Here is a 14,152-nt window from a genome sequence, read left to right as displayed (position 1 = left end):
CGGCTGCCGGGCGCGAGCCCCGCCGGGGCCGGAACCTGTCGGGCCGGTCGGCGCCGGCGCCGCCCTCGGCCGCTCGGCCGGCAGGTCAGGCACTTCCTGGTCCTGCGCGAGCGCAGGCGAGGCGGCGATGGCAAGGCCAAGCGTGGCGAGGCCGGCGAGAAGGACGGGTCGCATCATGGGCCTCCTATACATCCATGCTGCCGGGCGGCACAGCCCGGGCGGCGGCTCAGCGCCCCTCGCGCCGCCAGGCCCACACCAGCCCGCCGACGATCAGCAGCAGCGCCGCCCAGGGCGGCATCAGCGGCAGGTCGGCGATGCCGGTGACGAGATGGTCGCGGTTCCGGCGGAGCCCGATCCAGCCGGCCCCGGCGCTGTCGCGCCCCGGCGCCACCGAGCGGAGCGCGGGCGTGCCGCCTTCCGAGAGCCAGGTGACGGAGCCGCCCGAGAGCCGCGCGGCACGCTCCGCCGGCTCTGCCGTCGCGCGGAGATCGGCGATCTCGGCGGGGTTCGCGGCACCTGCCGCGGCGAAGGCGAAGCGCGTTCCGTCGCTGATGCGCCACACGCCCGGTTCCGTCGCCGGAACCTCGAGCACAGCCCGCCCCGGCCCGGCCTCGGAGGGCGCGTGGCGCGACACGGTGCCGGAGGGGCTCGTGATCTCGAGCGTCGGCGCAGGGCCTTCTGCGATGGAGCGGCGCTCGACAACGAGGCGCTCGCCATCCATCCGCGCGCGCAGGTCCTCCTCCTCGAGGTCGGGCTCCTTCATCAGCCAGTGCGCCGCGCGGCGCAGGATCTCGGCCTGCGGCCCGCCGCCGTCATGGTTGCGCGACCAGAGCCAGATCTGGTCGGAGAGAAGCAGCGCCACGCGCCCCTCGCCGACGCGATCGACCAGCAGGAGCGGCTCGCCCGCGGCACCGCTCATCAGCGCCGAGCCGCGCGGCGCGGCGGCATCGACGCGGCGATACCACCGCCCCCAGGCTGCATCCGCATCGCCGGCATTGGCGCCGGGAAGCGCGGTCGTCACCGGGTGGCGCTCGCCAAGCTCGGTCACGCGCGGGCGGAACGCTGCCTCGGCCACGCGGCCCGTGGGCGAGGCGGGAAGCACCTGGCCGAGCGGCGTGTTGTAGAGGCTCGCCGGCCCGACGAACTCGGGGCCGACCGACAGGAGAAGCCCGCCGCCGCCGCGCACGTACTCGGCAATGTTGCGCAGATAAACGGGCGGCAGGATGCCGCGATTGGTGAAGCGGTCGAAGATGATCAGGTCGAACTCGCGAAGCTTGACCTGGAACAGCTCGCGCACCGGGAAGGCGATCAGCGCAAGCTCGTTCAGCGGGGTCAGATCATCCTTCTCGGGCGGGCGGAGGATGGTGAAGTGCACGAGGTCGACATTCGGGTCGGCCTTCAGCAGCCGCCGCCAGGTGCGCTGCCCGGCATGCGGCTCGCCCGAGACGAGCAGAACGCGAAGCCGGTCGCGCACGCCGTTGATCTGCACGACGGCGCGGTTGTTGATCTGGCTGACCTCGCCCGGCAGCGGCTCGGCCTCGAGCTCGATCACGGTGTGGCCCGCGCGCTCGATCGGCACGGTGATCCGGTGCTCGCGCCCGGTGGCGAGCTGCGCGCGCCGCGGCGCGCCGGCATCCCGCCGCTCGATCAGCGTCACCGGCTGGCCGTCGCGCGCCCCCGATTCTCTTGGGCCGAGATCCTCGACGACGACGCGGATCTCGACGCTTCGCCCGACGATGCCGAAGCCGGGCGCCTCGACGACGCGGATGCGCCTGTCCGTCTCGCCTGGGCGGCCGGTCAGAAGCATGTGCAGCGGCGCCCCGCCTGTCGCCTCATGCACCGCCTCTGCCGTCGGCGCGGGCGCGTCGTGCACCTGGCCGTCGCTGACCATCACCGTCGCGGCAAGGCGCGAGCGCGGCAGCTCCGCAAGGGCGCGGCCGAGCGCCTCGAACATCCGCGTGCCGGTGGTGCCCAGTTCCGGAACCGTGACGGTGCGAAGCTCGAGGCCCGGCGTCCGGCGCGCCTGCTCCTCGATCGCCGCGCGCGCCGCTGCCGCCTCGCTCCGCCGCTCACCAACCGATGTCGAGGCGCTTTCGTCGACCAGCATCAGCGCGATGTCGGGCAGCCCCTCGCGGCTCTCCTGGACGAGGCGCGGGTTTGCGAGCGCTAGAAGCAGCACGGCGATGACGAAGGCGCGCAGGGGCGCCCCTCCCGCGCGGCGCCAGAAGGCGAGCCCAAGCAAAAGGGCTGCGAGCACCGCCAGCACGGCAAGGAGCGGCAGCGGCAGCAGCGGATCGAAGTCGACTGCCGTCAATGCGCGGGCGGAACCTTCCATGCCGCTAGCGATCCTCCCTCATTGGCCGAGCCTTTCGAGCAGGACGGGCACGTGAACCTGGTCGCCCTTGTAGTTGCCGGTCAGCGCGTACATCACGAGGTTCACGCCGAACCGGTAGGCGAGAAGCCGCTGCCGTGCCCCGCCAGGAACGGTGGCGTAGGGGTTGCGGCCCTGGCCATCGACAGCCCAGGCGGCTGCCCAGTCATGCCCGCCGATGATGACGGGGCTCACGCTATCGTTCGCGCGATCCTGGTCGCGCTGCACCCATACCTGGCCGCCGACATAGCGGCCCGGAAAATCCGTCAGGAGGTAGAAGGCGCGGGCGAGGACATGGTCGGCCGGAACTGGGGCGAGCGGCGGGATGGAGAGGCCGCGCGTCAGCCGCCTGAGCTGCGCCTCGCCTCCCGAGTTCATGCCCTGGCCAGAGCCCGCGTCGCGCGTGTCCAGAAGCAGGATGCCGCCCTGGCGCATGAAGTCGTTCAGCGCCGCCACGGCGCCGGCGTCCGGCGCGAGCTGCTCCGCCGTCATCGGCCAGTAGAGGAGCGGGAAGAAGGAAAGCTCGTCCTGCCCGGGCCGCAGGCCCACGGGGTCGCCGAGATTGGCGGCGGTGCGGCGGTTGACGAAATCGGTGAGCCCGACGAGCCCGGCGCGCGAGACGTCATCGACAGTGCGCGTGCCCGTCACGACATAGGCGAGCCGCGTCTCGTTCGCCACCGCCATGGGCTGCGCCTGCGCCCTCGCCGCCGCAGGCACGAGGAACAGAAGGGCCGCCGCAGCGCCCGCGCGCGCTGCCGCAGGAACGGGTCGGACGAGGCCGCGCAGCCACAGCGAAACGAGGAGGTCGGCCAGCACGAGCGCGAGAGCGAGGCCGAGAAGCCACGGCCGCAGGTCGCGCTCCGTCACGCCTGTGCCGAGCGTGTTCATCGCTGTCCCTTCCGGCATCGTTCCGAAGGGGCGGAGCGCGCCGATGCTCGGTCCGAGATTGAGCGCCATGCGCGCCGCCTCCGGCCCGTAGAAGCCTGGCGGGTGGCGCGGCGAGGGCGCCTCGCGCGCGAGCTGCGATGCGGCGAGGCCGGCGGCGAAGGGCGGCGGTGGGGTGAGCCTGCCGAACCCGTCGAGCGTCTCGAAGGGGGCGAGCACGGCGTCCGCCGGTGCGGAGCCGACGCCTGTGGAGAGCTGCACGATCCGCTGCAGCATCTGCAGGAACAGGCCGGACAGGGGCAGCGAGGACCACTCCGTGTTCGCCGTGATGTGGAACAGCACGAGCGTGCCGCGGCCGCGCTGCTCCCCCGTCACGAGCGGCGTGCCGTCGGCCAGCCGTGCCCAGGTGCGGTTCGCGAGCGCAACGGAAGGTTCTGCCAGCACCTGACGCGTGACGCGCACCTCGTCGGGAACTGTCAGCCCCTGGAAGGGCGAACCTTCCGGGAAGGGCGCGAGCGCGGCCGGCTGCTGCCAGGAGAGCGCGCCGCCGAGCTGGCGGTCGCCCGCGCGCAGCGTGACGGGCAGGAGCGGATCGGGCCGTGCGGCGAGGCGGGGGCCGGCGAAGCGAAGCAGCACGCCGCCCTGGTCTACCCAGCCTGCGAGAAGCGTCCGCTCGCTGTCGGTGAGCGTATCGACGTCCGACAGGACGATCACGGCGATCTCGCGCGCGAGCAGCTCCCGCACCGATCCGCGGCGGAGCTCGGTGAAGGGTGCGAGCGCGCGGTCGAGATAGTAGAGCTCGCCGAGCAGCGGCTGGTCTGCCGTCTCCGCATTGCCGGCGATCAGCCCGACAGGGCGGCGGCGCCAGCGCTCGTCGAGAAGCGACACGCCGGCCGCCGTGCTCGTTCCCTCGATCACCAGCGTCGCAAGCCGGTTGCGAAGCTCCGGCGGCAGGTCGAGCGGCACATCGAGGCTCGTCGCACCTTCGGCAAGCCTGGCCGAGGCGCGCGCGAGCGTCCGCCCCTCCGCAGTGCGCGCCAGAACGGCGACCTCGCGCTCGGCCGGCGCGGCGAGCGCCGTGACCTTTGCGACGATCCGTCCCGGTTCGGAGACGGGAGCGCCGAGCGTGAGCGGCAGCGCCCCAGGCGGCGGCGCGAAGACCGTCAGCGGGCCGCGCGCGGCGAGTGCGTTGGCGAGCACCGAGGCATCCGCGTCGTTGCCATGGCTCAGGCCATCGGCGACCCAGACGGAGGAGAACCCCGGCGGCGCCGCGCCGAGCTGGTCGAGCGCGCGGCGTGCGGTGGCGCGATCAGGCGTCCAAGGACGGGGGCGAAGTGCTGCGACGCGTTCGCGCATGTCCTGTGCCGGCATCGCGGGCGTCACGCGCGGCGGCTCGCCCCGGTCGCCCGCGGCCGTGGAGAGAAGCATCACCGGACGGCCTGCGCGATCGGCCCGGTCGAGCGCTGCCTCGAGCGCGGCGCGCCGCGAATCCCACGCCTGGCCCGCAGCCCAGCCGTCATCGACAACGAGGAGAAGCGGACCGGAGCCGCCTTCCGCGCCACCTGCGTTCAGCACGGGCCGCGCGAGCCCGATGATGACGAGCGCGGCCGCGACGATGCGGAGAAGCAGGAGCCACCACGGCGTGCGTGCCGCCGTCTCGTCCCGCCGCGGGATGTCGAGAAGGAGCCGCACGGCCGGAAAGCTCAGGAGTTTCGGCGCGGGCGGCGTGACGCGCAGCAGCCAGACGAGCACGGGCAGGACGAGCAGCGCGGCGAGCAGCCACGGATGCGCGAAGCCGATCGCGCCGACCCCGGAGAGCATCTCACCCATGGCGCTAGCGCCGCCTGCCGGCGCGGTCTGGCGCCAGGGCGAGGTAGAGGCCGAGAAGCGCGGCTTCCGGCGTGGCGTCGGTCAGGTGCGTGCCGAAGCTCCAGCCGGCAGCGGCGGCGATCGCCTTCAGCCCCTCGCGCTGCGCGGCGAGCCGCTCGACATAGTCGGCCCGCATGCCCTCGACCTTGCCGATCAGCGCCGCGCCTTCGCGCTCGAGCCCCTCGAAGCGGATTCGCCCGCGGAACGGCAGGGCCTCCTCGGCCGGGTCGAGAACCTGGAGGATGTGGCCGGCGACGGGGATGGTCGCGAGCCGTGCGACGGCCTCCTGCACCTCGGGCAGCGGGGAGAGGAAATCGCCGATCAGCACCACCCGCCCGTGCCGCGGCAGGGCCTCGGCGGCGGGAAGCCCCGCCTCGGTGCCAGGCTCGCCGCGGCGGCCGAGTGCCTCCGCAAGCATCTCGATCATCGGCCTTCCGGAGACGGGCCGCATGCCATGGCCGAGCAGCGCCACACGCTCGCCGCCTCGAAGCAGGAGCGAGGCGAGGGCGAGGGCGAGAACCTCGGCACGGTCGACCTTCTCCGGCAGCCGATCGCTCGACCGCCACCGCATCGAGGCCGAGGCGTCGCGCCAGACCCACACGCTCTGCGCCGCCTCCCACTCCGTCTCGCGCACATAGGTGCGGTCGCTCTTGGCGGACTGGCGCCAGTCGATCCGGGTGATCGAGTCGCCCGGAAGGAAGGGGCGGAACTGCCAGAAGCTGTCGCCCTGGCCGACGCGTCGACGCCCGTGCACGCCCTGCGCCACCGTCGCGGCGACGCGCTCCGCGGCCACGAGAAGCGGCGGCAGGCGTGCCGAGAGCTGCTCGGCATGGCGGGCTCGGGCAAAGGCGCGCGCGCCGCTTCCCCCCGCGGAGGACGCCCCCCCGCCAGGGGCCGTGGTGGCGCCATGCCCCGCGGCCTCCTCAGTCACCCCTTGTTCCTTTCTGTCCCCCAAGCGGACAGAGGCGGCTCACGCAAGCAGCCCCGTCAGCCTGTCGATCACCTCCGACAGCCGAACCCCGTCCGCCCGCGCGGCGAAGTTCAGCGCCATGCGGTGCCGCAGCACCGGATGGGCAAGCGCCACCACATCGTCGACCGAGGGCGAGAGGCGGCCATCGAGCACGGCGCGGGCGCGGCAGGCGAGCATCAGCGCCTGCGCCGCGCGCGGCCCGGGGCCCCAGGCGAGGTGGCGCTTCACCGCCTCGATCGGCGTCGTCTCGGGCCTGCCGGCGCGGACCAGCGTGAGGATCGATTCGAGCACGCTCTCGCCGACCGGCATGCGGCGGATCACCGCCTGCGCGGCCTGAAGCTCGGCGGCAGACATGGCCTGGCGCGGCCGCTCGTTCACCGAGCCGGTGGTGGCGAGAAGCATCGTCCGCTCGGCTTCGAGTGCCGGGTAGCTCACCTCGACCTCGAGCAGGAACCGGTCGAGCTGCGCCTCGGGAAGCGGGTAGGTGCCTTCCTGCTCGATCGGGTTCTGGGTGGCGAGAACGTGGAAGGGCTGCGGCAGCTTGTGCACGACGCCGCCCACGGCCACCCGGTTCTCCTGCATCGCCTGCAGCAGCGCGGACTGGGTGCGCGGCGAGGCGCGGTTGATCTCGTCCGCCATCAAAAGCTGGCAGAAGATGGGGCCGGGCACGAAGCGGAAGCTGCGCCGGCCCTCCGCGCTCTCGTCGAGCACCTCGGAGCCGATGATGTCGGCCGGCATCAGGTCGGGCGTGAACTGGACGCGCTTCTCGGCAAGCCCGAGCACGGTGCCGAGCGTCTCGACGAGCTTAGTCTTGCCGAGCCCCGGGACGCCGACGAGGAGCACGTGCCCGCCCGCGAGAAGGGTGATCAGCGTCTGGTCGACCACATCCTGCTGGCCGAAGATCACGCGGCCCACGCCCTGGCGCACCTCGGCGATCCTGGCCGTCAGCGCCTCGACCTCTGCGATCAGGGAGGTGGGATCGGCGGCGATGTCGGACCCGACGGCAGCATCCGGCGGAAGGCCGGTGGCCATGGAGGTGGAACCGAATGTCGTCGAACCCGCCACGTCGTGCCCCTCCGGCCCTTCACCCTCGCCCATGATGCTACCTATATACGGGAGCGACTGGAAAGCTCAGCTTGGGGGTCACGCTCTCGTGACGGTTGTGCCCGACATGATGCGCGCCCTGCCGCGCGCGCCGGCCGATGGCGAGGGATCGTCTGCGTCGCAGACGCTTCCCGCGGGCGCGGCGCTGCGCGAGGGACGCATGCGCGAAAGCCCCATCCCGGGCCTCGCGCTCGCGCCGGCACCGCCGCGCCCCCGCCGCGCCCCGGTGCTGTGCGGCGACCTCTCCATACGCATCGCGCGCGACGGCACCTGGTACTACCAGGGCTCGCCGATCCGCCGGAAGGAGCTGGTCTGCCTGTTCGCGACCTGCCTCAAGCGCGACCGCGAGGGCTACTGGATCGAGACGCCGGCGGAACGCGGGCGCATCGAGGTCGAGGATGCGCCGTTCGTGGCGGTCGAGCTCTACTGGTCGAAGGGTCCGTGCGGGCAGGGCGGCGCGCCGGCAGCGGGCTGCGGGGGCGCCGGGCAGGTCCTCACGTTCCGCACGAATGTCGACGAGATGGTCACGGCAGGGCCGGCCAACCCGATCCGCGTCGCGCGCGACGTCGTCACGTGCCAGCCGACGCCCTACGTGATGGTGCGCGACGGGCTCGAGGCGCGGATCAGCCGGGCCGTCTACTACGAGCTCGTGGCGCTCGCGGTGCCGCATATCGTGCACGGCGAGCGTGTGCTCGGCGTCTGGAGCGGCGGCGCCTTCTTCCCCCTCGGCAGCGCAGAGGAGTGACGGACGCGCCGCGCCGCGCGGCCGCCTCCGACCGGCCACGCCTGAGCGCCGGAGAGGTCGCGGCGCGGATCGCCGCGATGGCACCGGGGCAGGGATACGACGCGCGGGGACATGCCGCCTCGGCGATCGAGGATGCGGCGCTGATGCCTGCGGCGGTGCTCGTGCCCATCGTCGCGCGACCCGAGCCGACGATCCTACTCACGCTGCGCGGCAGGCACCTCAAGGCCCATGCCGGGCAGGTGGCCTTCCCCGGTGGAAGGATCGAGGCGGGCGATGCCGATGCCGTCGCCGCCGCGCTGCGCGAGGCGGAGGAGGAGATCGGCCTCGCGCCGCGGACGGTTTCGGTGATCGGCCAGCTCGCCGAGCATATCACCGGCACGGGCTATCGCGTCACGCCGGTGATCGGGATGCTCGAGCCGCCGCTCCTGCTCAGTCCAGACCCGGCGGAGGTGGAGGAGGTGTTCGAGCTTCCGCTCGCCGAGGTGCTCGACCCGGCGGCGCGCAGTTGGCGCGAGGAGAGGCTGCTCGGGCGGATCAGGCGGTTCTGGGTGGTCCGGCATGAGCGGCACCTGATCTGGGGCGCGACGGCGGCGATGCTCGTCGCGCTCGGCACGGCGCTCGAAGCGACAAGGGAGGTGTGACCGGATGCGCGGGTTCCTTCAGGCGATCATTCCCTTTCTGATCCCCTTCGCTCTCTATTTCGCCTGGGTTTGGCTTGCGCGTCGCGAGCAGCTCGCCGACTGGCGCGCCGCGCCGTGGATCGCCCTCTCCTTCGGCGGTCTCGTGCTCGCGGCGGGTGCGTTGCTCTGGTTTGCCGAGAGTCGCGCGCTGGATGACGGCACGTACCAGCCTGCGCGGATCGAGGGCGGGCGGATCATCGACGGCGGTACGCGCCCGCCCGGGCCGTGAGCGAGGCGACGTTCCGCGCTGCGCCGCCGGCGATGCTCGCCGAGCCCGGCGTGGCCGCGGTGCTGGACGCGCTGCCGAAGGCGCGGCTCGTCGGCGGCGCGGTGCGCGACGTGCTCGCCGGCCGCCCCGTCGCCGATATCGACCTCGCGACCCCCGACGCGCCCGAGGCGGTGACCGAGGCGCTCTCGCGCGCAGGCATCCGGGTGGTGCCGACGGGGATCGCGCACGGCACGGTCACAGCCGTCGCAGGCGGCCGCCCCGTCGAGATCACGACGCTCCGGCGCGATGTCGACACCGATGGGCGTCACGCCACCGTCGCCTACACCGATGACTGGCGCGAGGACGCAGCCAGGCGCGACTTCACCATCAACGCCATGTCGATGGAGCGCGACGGGCTGGTGCATGACTGGTTCGGCGGGCGCGAGGATCTGGCCGCAGGCCGGGTGCGCTTCGTCGGCGAGGCGGCGCTGCGGATCGCCGAGGACTATCTCCGCGCGCTCCGCTTCTTCCGCTTCCACGCCCGCTACGGACGCGGCACCCCCGATGACGAGGCAATCACGGCCATCGCCGCCGCCGTGCCGGGCCTCGCGCGGCTGTCGGCCGAGCGCGTGTGGTCCGAGCTCAAGCGCATCCTTGCCGCGCCGGACCCGGTAGCCTCCATCCGGCTGATGCGCGAGACCGGCGTGATGGAGGCGGTTCTGCCGCGGGCAGGCGGCGAGGCGCGGCTTGCGGGGCTGATCCGCGCAGGCGCCCCGGCCGATGCGCTTCTGCGCCTTGCCGCGCTCGCCCCGGGCGACGTGCCTTCGCTCGCTGCCCGGCTCAGGCTCTCGGGCGAGGAGGCGGCGAGGCTCGAATCGGCCGAAGGTCCGCTTCCCCGCCCCGAGGACGACGACGCCGCGCTGCGCCGGGCGCTCGCCGACACCCCCGCCGCGGCGCTTGCCGATCGCGCCTGGCTTGCCGAAGCCTCGGGCGCGGCGGGGGACTGGTCGGGCCTGCGGGCCCGGCTCGCTGCGATCGAGCCGCCGCGCTTTCCCCTTGCCGGCGCGGACGTCGTCGCCGCTGGCATCCCGCCCGGGCCGGACGTCGGGCGCATCCTCGCCGCGCTCAGGGCCGACTGGCTCGCCGCCGGCTGCACGGGCGCGCGCGATGCCTGGATCGACGCGCTGCGGACGCGGGTGTCTCCGACCGGGTGACGCCATGCGGATGTCGGCGAAACCCGGTTGGGCGGGCTCGCTCGTATCGGGATCCCGCATCGAGCTCGACAGCGGCCCCGCCGATGACGCTGAGGGCTAGGCGCTGCCGCCGCGGCCCGTCGGCACCTCGAGGATTGGCCGCGACCAGCGAACCCTGCCTCCCGACGGCGGCTTGGTGCCGACGAGGCGCGCGCCCATGCGCTCGTAGAACCCGACCGACGGCGGGTGGGAGACGATCCTGACCGAACCGTGCCCGCGGCGGCGCGCCTCGTCGAGCATGTGCGAGAACAGCGCCCGGCCGAGCCCCGATCCCTGCGTGCCATCGGCCACGAACAGGAGGTCGAGTTCCGGCTCATCGGCGAGCGTCAGGCTGTAGAAGCCGAGCGCCCGCCCGTCCCCCTCGGCCACGAACACGACATCGCGTGCGATCTGTTCGGGGGTCACCGCGTAGCCGTCGAGGATGGAGGCATACTTCCCGCCATAGGCCGAGGAAGCATGCATCAGGCCGGTGAGCGCGGCGGCGTCATCGGCGAGTGCCTGACGGATGCTGAACTCCATGCCGCGCAGCCTAGCCGGGCCGCAGGCTGCACGCACAGCGTGTGATGCGCGGGCAGCATCGTCGGCATCGGTGCGCGCGCCGCCGTCGCCGCGGCCGGGGTGATCGTGCTATCGCACCTGTCGTGATGACCGACACGACGCGGCACGACCAGGGCGGGGCGAGCACCCTGGCCCTGGGTCTGCGCCTCTGGCGCGACCATGCGCGCGGGCAGTGGCCGACGCTCGTTCAGGTCTTCGCGCTCATGCTGGTCGTATCGCTCACCACCGGTGCCTACCCGCTGGTGATCGACTGGGCCTACCGCCTCTTCGCCGCGCAGGACTGGCGGATCGTCACGGTCGTGCCCGTCACGGCGATGGCCATCGTCCTGGTCAAGGCCGCCGCACAGTACTGGCAGACGGTGCTGATGCAGCGCGCGGTGCTCTCCGTGGTCGTCTCGCTGCAGCGGGCGATGTTTGGTGCGCTGCTCAGGGCCGATCTCGCGCGGCTGGCCTCGGAGCAGACGGGCCGGCACGTCTCGCGTTTCGTCAACGACGTCTCGGTGATGCGGGAGAGCCTCACGCGCGCGGTCACCGGAATCGTCGATGCGCTGACGGTAATCGCCCTCGTCGGGTCGATGCTCTGGCTCGACTGGGTGCTGTCGCTCTTCGCGCTTCTCGTCGTGCCGATCGCCGTGTGGCCGATCAGCGTGATCGGCACGCGCATGCGGCGCGCCTCGAAGGCGCAGCAGGAGCAGGCGGGCGAGGTGACGGCGCTGTTGTCCGAAAGCCTCGCGGGTGCGCGGCTCGTCAAGGCGTATGGGCTCGAGGGCTACGAGGCCGCGCGGGCCGACCGCGCCTTCGAAGGCTGGTTCGCCTCGCTGATGCGCGTGGTGCGCGGGCGCGCGCGGGTCGACCCGATACTCGAGGCGATGGGCGGGGCGGCGGTGGCAGGCGTCATCGCCTTCGCAGGCTGGCGCATCGCCTCCGGAGCCGGGACGGCGGGAGAGTTCACCGGCTTCGTCGCCGCGCTGCTGATCGCCGCACGGCCGATGCGCGCGCTCGGCACGCTCGCGGTGGTCCTGCAGGAAGGCGCTGCCGCGGCTGCCCGCTGCTTCGCCCTGCTCGACGAGGTGCCGACCATCCGCGATGGCGCAGGAGCGGTGCCGCTCGCACCAGGCCCGGGGCGCGTGGAGTTCGATGCGGTGTCGTTCCGCTACATCGACGATGCCGCGGCCCTCGAGCGTGTGTCCTTCACGGCAGAGCCTGGCACCACCGTCGCCCTGGTCGGTGCCTCCGGTGCGGGCAAGACGACGGCGTTGAACCTCATTCCCCGCTTCACCGATCCGCTCGAGGGGCGTGTGCTGATCGACGGGCAGGACGTGCGCGGCGTGACGCTCGCCTCGCTTCGCGCGGCGATCGCACTGGTGAGTCAGGATGTGACGCTGTTCGACGACACGGTGCGGGCCAACATCGCCTTCGGACGGCTCGATGCGTCCGACGCAGAGATCGAGGCGGCTGCGCGCGCGGCGGAGGCGCATGAGTTCATCGCCGCGCTGCCCGACGGGTATGCCACGCGCGTCGGCGACCGCGGCCACACGCTGTCTGGCGGGCAGCGCCAGCGCGTCGCGCTCGCCCGCGCGCTGCTGCGCGAGCCGCGAATCCTCCTTCTGGACGAGGCGACCTCCGCGCTCGATGCAGCGACCGAGGCGCGGGTGCAGCAGGCGCTCGCGCGGCTGAGAGAGGGGCGCACGACGCTCGTGATTGCGCATCGCCTCTCTACCGTACGCGCGGCAGACAGGATCGTGGTGCTCGACCGTGGACGCGTCGTCGAGGAAGGCACGCATGGGTCTCTGATGGAGGCGGGCGGGGCCTATGCGCGCCTCGTCCGTGCCCAGGCCTTCACCGATGACGCCTTGGCCGGGGACGAATCTATTCCCGACGAAGCAGGCGTTCGGTGAGGAACGAGCCCAGGCGGCCGGCCTTGAAGTCGCGGCGCAGCGCCTCCTCGTCGTAGCCCTCGCGCACCCAGTCGAGGAACCCGACGCGAGTGGCGGCCTGCGCCTCGGCGTAGCGGGCGAGGAAGAGGTCGAGGATGCCGGTCTTCCCCGACCGCACATGGCCGAAGCGCCACGAGAGCTGTTGCGCGGCCTCCTCCGGCGTCGCGCCACGAAGCAGGAGGATCACCGCGGCGATCAGCCCCGCCCGGTCGGCGCCCGACTTGCAATGGATCAGCATGGGGAACTCAGCGCCCTCGAGCAGCGCGGCGAAGCGCAGCAGCCTGTCGCGATGCGGCGCGCCGCGACTCTCGAAGGGCGCATCGAGCAGGGTGATCCCAGCCCTCGCTGCCGCGTCTCTCGCGAGCGCGTCCGAACCGCAGGAGGGGCGGCGGCCGCGGAGGTTCACGATGGTTCGGATGCCGCGGCGCGCCTCCGCAGCGACCTGCCAGGGGAGCGGCTGGTTCGAGCGCGCGATCAGCCCCGGCACCACCCAGGCTCGATTGCGCCAGAGGATGCGCAGCACGCCGTGATCGACCAGCAGCGCGTTGGCCCAGGCGCGGGCCCGGCCGGGGAGGGTGGCGAGGTCGAAGCGCGGCGGCGTGGTGGCGAAGGCCTGTGTCACGATGCTTCAGATGGCAGAGGAGAGGGGCGGCCGCAACGCCGGCCAGGCATGCGCGGCGGCGCATGCGCAAGGCTTCAAGTTGAGGCGGTCTTCAGGGCTTCCGCGCCCCTTTTGATAAGTGTGCCGAACTGCATGGACCTGATCTCGTCGGACATGGTGACGGCCGCGGTCGCACGGCAGCTTGCGATCGCCCGCGGCGGCTGAGCCGGCCCCAGCATCTGCCGCAACGGCCACGACCGCGTGAGCGGCAGACCTGCGCATGCCTGAGCAGACAAGGGCATGCAACCAGAGCGCGCATGGCTCTTGAAAACCACGCGCATACGAGACCATGCTTGGGCCTCTGGACATACGGGGGTCGCCATGACCGAACCTCGCCCACGCCTCGGCGTCGCCGGAGGGCATCCTGCCTTCCTGACGGCCGCTCAGCTTTCCGACCTGCTCGGCCTCGAGCAGCCGACCACGCTGCGCGCGTTGCACCAGGCGCTGCGCGACGAGGACCCCGCCGCCTGGGGGGCAGAGCCGCCTGGCGAGACCGCTGCCTTCGCAACAGCGCTGCTTCGGCTGATGAGCCGGCCAGGTGGCATCGTGACCTATGCGCGTGCGGCGTCCCGCGCCGAGGACGAGGCCCTGCCCGGCGCGCTCCGGCTCGACCTGTTCGATGCGACGCGCGCCTATCTCTTCGTGGCGCTGCGCAAGGCCGCTCCGGAGGCGGCCGCGTCCCTGCTCCGCCGGGCCCAGGCGCCGCTTCCCCCCGCCCTGCCGCTGGTCGAGGCCGGCGTCGCCGCGGGGCTATGGGAGGAGACGGCGCTGCTCGTCTGGGCGATGGCGACCGGCCCGCGCGGGCTCGCACCCGAGGCGCACGCGATGATGGAGGAGCACGAGGGCCTCTCCTCGGCGCTCGCCGGCGTGCGCTGGCGGCCGGCCGGCGCGCTTCCGCTCGGCGGCGCGCT

The 14,152-nt window shown here is 73.0% G+C and carries 12 protein-coding genes; 6 read left to right on the top strand and 6 right to left on the bottom strand.

All coding sequences use genetic code 11. From position 1 onward, the window contains the following. Positions 1 to 226: 226 nt before the first annotated feature. The 4 genes from FIF60_RS20530 to FIF60_RS20515 are packed head-to-tail and all read right to left on the bottom strand — an operon-like array spanning position 227 to position 7,127. Positions 227 to 2,335 (bottom strand): hypothetical protein, encoded by a 2,109-nt coding sequence (locus FIF60_RS20530; protein ID WP_144300155.1) that lies wholly within the window; start codon positions 2,333 to 2,335, stop codon positions 227 to 229. Positions 2,336 to 2,353: 18 nt separating this feature from the next. Beyond that, entirely contained in the window at positions 2,354 to 5,086 is a 2,733-nt protein-coding gene (locus tag FIF60_RS20525) for a DUF4159 domain-containing protein (RefSeq protein ID WP_338032117.1), read from the bottom strand. A gap of 4 nt (positions 5,087 to 5,090) precedes the next feature. Next, positions 5,091 to 6,056 (bottom strand): DUF58 domain-containing protein, encoded by a 966-nt coding sequence (locus FIF60_RS20520; protein WP_144300154.1) that lies wholly within the window; start codon positions 6,054 to 6,056, stop codon positions 5,091 to 5,093. A 39-nt stretch (positions 6,057 to 6,095) separates the two neighbouring features. Continuing rightward, positions 6,096 to 7,127, bottom strand: coding sequence for an AAA family ATPase (locus FIF60_RS20515; RefSeq protein WP_144300159.1), 1,032 nt, complete (start codon positions 7,125 to 7,127; stop codon positions 6,096 to 6,098). Between the two features lie 232 nt (positions 7,128 to 7,359). On the opposite strand from FIF60_RS20515, the gene FIF60_RS20510 reads away from it, so the two are divergent. Genes FIF60_RS20510 through FIF60_RS20495 form a run of 4 tightly spaced genes read left to right on the top strand, consistent with a single transcriptional unit; the run spans position 7,360 to position 10,046 of the window. Next, positions 7,360 to 7,944 (top strand): DUF1285 domain-containing protein, encoded by a 585-nt coding sequence (locus FIF60_RS20510; protein ID WP_144300158.1) that lies wholly within the window; start codon positions 7,360 to 7,362, stop codon positions 7,942 to 7,944. Beyond that, positions 7,941 to 8,585: a CoA pyrophosphatase gene (locus FIF60_RS20505; RefSeq protein WP_239451741.1), complete on the top strand. Its 645-nt coding sequence runs from the start codon at positions 7,941 to 7,943 to the stop codon at positions 8,583 to 8,585. Before FIF60_RS20510 ends, FIF60_RS20505 begins: the two co-directional genes overlap by 4 nt. A 4-nt stretch (positions 8,586 to 8,589) precedes the next feature. Continuing rightward, positions 8,590 to 8,853, top strand: coding sequence for a DUF6111 family protein (locus FIF60_RS20500; protein ID WP_144300153.1), 264 nt, complete (start codon positions 8,590 to 8,592; stop codon positions 8,851 to 8,853). Further along, positions 8,850 to 10,046, top strand: coding sequence for a CCA tRNA nucleotidyltransferase (locus FIF60_RS20495; RefSeq protein WP_456305162.1), 1,197 nt, complete (start codon positions 8,850 to 8,852; stop codon positions 10,044 to 10,046). Before FIF60_RS20500 ends, FIF60_RS20495 begins: the two co-directional genes overlap by 4 nt. Before the next feature lie 96 nt (positions 10,047 to 10,142). Here the strand turns inward: FIF60_RS20495 and FIF60_RS20490 are convergent, their stop codons facing one another. Continuing rightward, complete coding sequence (locus tag FIF60_RS20490; protein ID WP_144300152.1) at positions 10,143 to 10,604, bottom strand: GNAT family N-acetyltransferase; 462 nt, start codon at positions 10,602 to 10,604, stop codon at positions 10,143 to 10,145. A gap of 125 nt (positions 10,605 to 10,729) precedes the next feature. Here FIF60_RS20490 and FIF60_RS20485 point away from each other — a divergent pair, with 125 nt between their 5' ends. After that, positions 10,730 to 12,541, top strand: coding sequence for an ABC transporter ATP-binding protein (locus FIF60_RS20485; RefSeq protein WP_144300151.1), 1,812 nt, complete (start codon positions 10,730 to 10,732; stop codon positions 12,539 to 12,541). Here FIF60_RS20485 and FIF60_RS20480 read toward each other — a convergent pair. Then, a complete protein-coding gene (locus tag FIF60_RS20480; RefSeq protein WP_144300150.1) occupies positions 12,513 to 13,202 on the bottom strand; it encodes a phosphatase domain-containing protein in 690 nt (229 codons plus the stop codon). The genes FIF60_RS20485 and FIF60_RS20480 overlap by 29 nt on opposite strands. A gap of 360 nt (positions 13,203 to 13,562) precedes the next feature. On the opposite strand from FIF60_RS20480, the gene FIF60_RS20475 reads away from it, so the two are divergent. After that, the coding region (locus FIF60_RS20475; RefSeq protein WP_144300149.1) for a hypothetical protein at positions 13,563 to 14,152 on the top strand (590 nt) is incomplete at its 3' end.

This window comes from Elioraea rosea (assembly GCF_007644105.1).
Classification (GTDB): Bacteria; Pseudomonadota; Alphaproteobacteria; order Acetobacterales; family Acetobacteraceae; genus Elioraea_A; species Elioraea_A rosea.
The sequence above is the reverse complement of the archived record's forward strand: the minus strand, read 5'-3'. Positions and strand labels throughout refer to the sequence as shown.